Origin of the sequence: Microcoleus sp. Pol11C3 (genome assembly GCF_036701485.1) — a bacterium.
Taxonomy (GTDB): domain Bacteria; phylum Cyanobacteriota; class Cyanobacteriia; order Cyanobacteriales; family Microcoleaceae; genus Microcoleus.
This window is the reverse complement of sequence record NZ_JAUBQW010000252.1, coordinates 1-3,230: the sequence shown is the minus strand read 5'-3', so window position 1 is coordinate 3,230 and position 3,230 is coordinate 1. Positions and strand designations below refer to the sequence as shown.

At 41.1% G+C, this 3,230-nt stretch carries 3 protein-coding genes; 1 reads left to right on the top strand and 2 read right to left on the bottom strand.

What is annotated here, in order from left to right:
• Positions 1 to 291 precede the first annotated feature (291 nt).
• A complete protein-coding gene (locus QUA40_RS28115; protein ID WP_333131914.1) occupies positions 292 to 1,200 on the top strand; it encodes an Rpn family recombination-promoting nuclease/putative transposase in 909 nt (302 codons plus the stop codon).
• A gap of 41 nt (positions 1,201 to 1,241) precedes the next feature.
• Here QUA40_RS28115 and QUA40_RS28110 read toward each other — a convergent pair whose 3' ends face one another.
• Complete coding sequence (locus QUA40_RS28110; RefSeq protein ID WP_333131912.1) at positions 1,242 to 1,382, bottom strand: hypothetical protein; 141 nt, start codon at positions 1,380 to 1,382, stop codon at positions 1,242 to 1,244.
• 4 nt (positions 1,383 to 1,386) lie between these two features.
• Positions 1,387 to 3,015, bottom strand: a complete 1,629-nt coding sequence (locus QUA40_RS28105) for a hypothetical protein (RefSeq protein ID WP_333131910.1) — start codon at positions 3,013 to 3,015, stop codon at positions 1,387 to 1,389.
• Positions 3,016 to 3,230: the final 215 nt, after the last annotated feature.

Genomic DNA, 3,230 nt, shown 5'->3' with positions numbered 1-3,230 from the left:
TTGTCAAATACCTGGAAAATAGACCAGTCATATTTATCGATGCACTATTTTGTGATTTTGTCAATGCGTAAGTCCTAGAGCAGATTACCCACTTGCTGTTTTTGCAACCAGCAAAAAAACGGGTATCGTGCCACGTACAATCGTTGTGGATACTCCCCAAATTTTAGACTAAAGCTCAACCTCCCAGATTGATCAAGGCGAGTCAATTCTAAAATCTAAAATCTAAAATCTAAAATCTAAAATCGACTGACGGTTGGAGCAGTTGCATAGGGTAGAGGAGATGTTGGGTTAATGCGTCGAGATTCAATATTTTACAAGTTATTTCAAGAAGCTCCGACGCTGCTGTTTGAGCTATTGGAAGAGTCACCATCGAATGCGGAACAATATCGATTTGACTCGGTTGCTGTGAAGGAACCGAAGTTTGAAATTGATGGGGTGTTTTTGCCGCCGGATGCTGAGCCTGGAGTTGTATATTTCTGTGAGGTGCAGTTTCAGCGGGATGAATTGTTGTATGAGCGATTGTTTGGTGAGTCGTTTTTGTATTTTTATCGCAACCGTCAGCGGTTTACAGATTGGCAAGCGGTGGTAATTTATCCTAGTCGATCGACTGAACAATCAGAAACGCATCCGTATCGATCGCTCTTGAACTGCAATCAGGTGCATCGCGTATATTTGGATGAGTTGGGGGAGATTGAACAGTTGCCGCTGGGGGTGGCGCTGATGGCGTTGACGACGATCGACGAAGCGAGTACGCCCGAAGCGGCGCGATTGTTGCTGGCGCGATCGCAGCGGGAGGAATCTGAGGCAGCGAGTCGCGCCATAATAGAGATGCTGACGACGATACTGGTTTACAAGTTTACAAATTTAAACCGAAGGGAGGCAGAGGCGATGTTAGGGATTACGCTTGAGGAAACTCGGTTTTATCGGGAAGCTAAGGAAGAAGGCATCGAACAAGGCATCGAACAAGGCATTGAACAAGGCATTGTGCAAGGCCGCGAACAAGAAGGAAGAGCGTTGATTTTACGTCTGTTAAATCGCCGTCTGTTAAATCGGCGAGTTGGAACATTACCGGAATCTATCACCACCCAAATTGCTGATTTGTCGATCGAGCAAATTGAAACTCTAGCAGAGGAATTGTTAGATTTTCAGTCGATCGCAGAGTTGGAGGTTTGGCTGGAAAATTTGCCGCAGGAAGATTGAGGCGATGTTAGGGATTATGTTTGAGGTGGCGATCGCACGATTTACGCGCACAAACACATCAAACGTACTCCCCCTCTACTTCCTGGGTTTTGGGGTTCTTTTGGTGCATCCGCCGTTGCTGAGAGGATGTTAAGGGTGCGATCGGGGCTGGCATTCTTCCGGCGACTTTCCTGTAGTTTCACTCACTCACAGTACCTCCGGCGAGCGACTTCTTTTTAAGGCAATAGATAATTGCCTCAATCGTTCGCTAACTTCTAAATTCGATTCTTGTGACTTCAAATTATTAGGTATTTCAGCAAACAGAAGTGGATTTCCCTGCAACCACTCATTGAGAGCAACGCCAGTCCAAGTACCTTCTTTGTCTCGGAAACTATCAACTAAACCCTTCAGTTCTTGAATACAGTATGACTCGAAACCAGCCGCACTGAAAATTGCATAGCGTAAGTATTCTTCAAACGCATTAATATCATTTTCTACCTCGAAAACTACAGATTCTGGGGGCGATTTTCTATCTTGATAAACATACCCAGCAATTTGTGTTGCTACTCCTGTAACTCCTAATACTTGTTGCCGAATCTCCGAATTAAATAGTAAATCTGAACCATATTTTACATATTTCTTGAGAACCCTAAATGCAGCTTCTTCCCCACTATAGTAGTTATCAATAATTTCAATATCTACCCCTAAAGTTTTGATGATTTTATTTCGAGTATCACTATTAACGGGGCCGCGAATCAGCGCTTCAGCAACTGGACGTGCAAAGCGTAAAAATAATACGCTTAAGCTATTCTCTAGTTTTGCTAAAAAATATTCCTCTGAATTTTCAATGAGCCTGGGTTTTACTTGATTACTTTCCCATAATAAAATTCTCATATATTCAACTAACTTTAATGCTTCATCCTTAAGTTCTAAAGCAAGTTGATGAGCAATTGCAGAGAGAAGCTTACTAATATCACCGTACAAATCATCACGCCAAGCAAAATTGGCTTTCATGCGGTCAAACTCTGGATTTGAGTTAGCAAGAAAGATGGTATCTTTCTTTTTAAATGTTTCCTCCCTGAGTTTCTGAATTTCGTTGTCAACGATTTGTAAATATCGTTCTCTAAATTTTTCTATTTGAGTGAATGACTTAGCATTAGAACTGTCTAAGGATTTGTTGACAACAGAATATTCATAGTATTTTTGTAAATCAGCTTTGATGGTTTCCCATTTTCGATTCCACCATTCTGTAAATAAAACCCGCCGATTATTTTCTTCAAATAGCTTGGCTTCTTCAGGATTTTCTGGATACTTTTTGCTGACTGTAAGATAAATTTCTTCAGAATTGCTGAAAATTTTATTAATAGACGCTTCGCATCTTTTCTTTAAAATAGAGACACGCTCAGTGTTGATATAGTTAAATATTTTTTCCTTAATTTCTGGAATCCCCGTGCCATTTTTATTGAGAGTTTCTTCATCGGTAATTCCAGTTAATGTTTTTAACCGAGCTTGAATATGGGTTGCGTCCCCAATCTCTAACTTAGTCTGTTCTCCTGCTAAACTATTCAACATTAGATAGGCTCCGGCTGAACCATATACAATGCGTTCAGGTGGAAGCTTTGCACGTTTTAACCAGTCTTGAGATGCTTCTTCAATATGTGTTTTAAGCGCCTCTGCACTCCCTAATGAATCAATCCGACTTAAAAAGACAAAAAGCTTATCAGCAACCGTGACATTTTTATCGCCAAGTTCGGTAAACTTGATGATTTCTAGTTCCTTTTCTCGGAGGCTAGTAAACCGCTGTACCAATATCACCGCATCACAGTCAGAGAGCATGGCTTGTGCTTCATCAACGTGCTTTGCTAAACCTGAATCTAAACCGGGAACATCATAAAAAACAATCCCTTCAGCTTGAGCAAGTTTGTTAGTATAAAGTCTCGCCTCTAAAACAGCGTGAGCATACTTTTCATCTGCTACATAGGGCTTGCTGAATAATCGATCGCAAACTATGAATAGGAGCGACCGATATATTCAAACTCAACTAAAGATAA

What these genes read in the sequence shown, in the direction of transcription:
- QUA40_RS28115 (WP_333131914.1), top strand. Translation starts at nt 292, where the DNA reads ATGCGTCGAGATTCAATATTTTACAAGTTATTTCAAGAAGCTCCGACG.
- QUA40_RS28105 (WP_333131910.1), bottom strand. Translation starts at nt 3,015, where the DNA reads ATGCTCTCTGACTGTGATGCGGTGATATTGGTACAGCGGTTTACTAGC.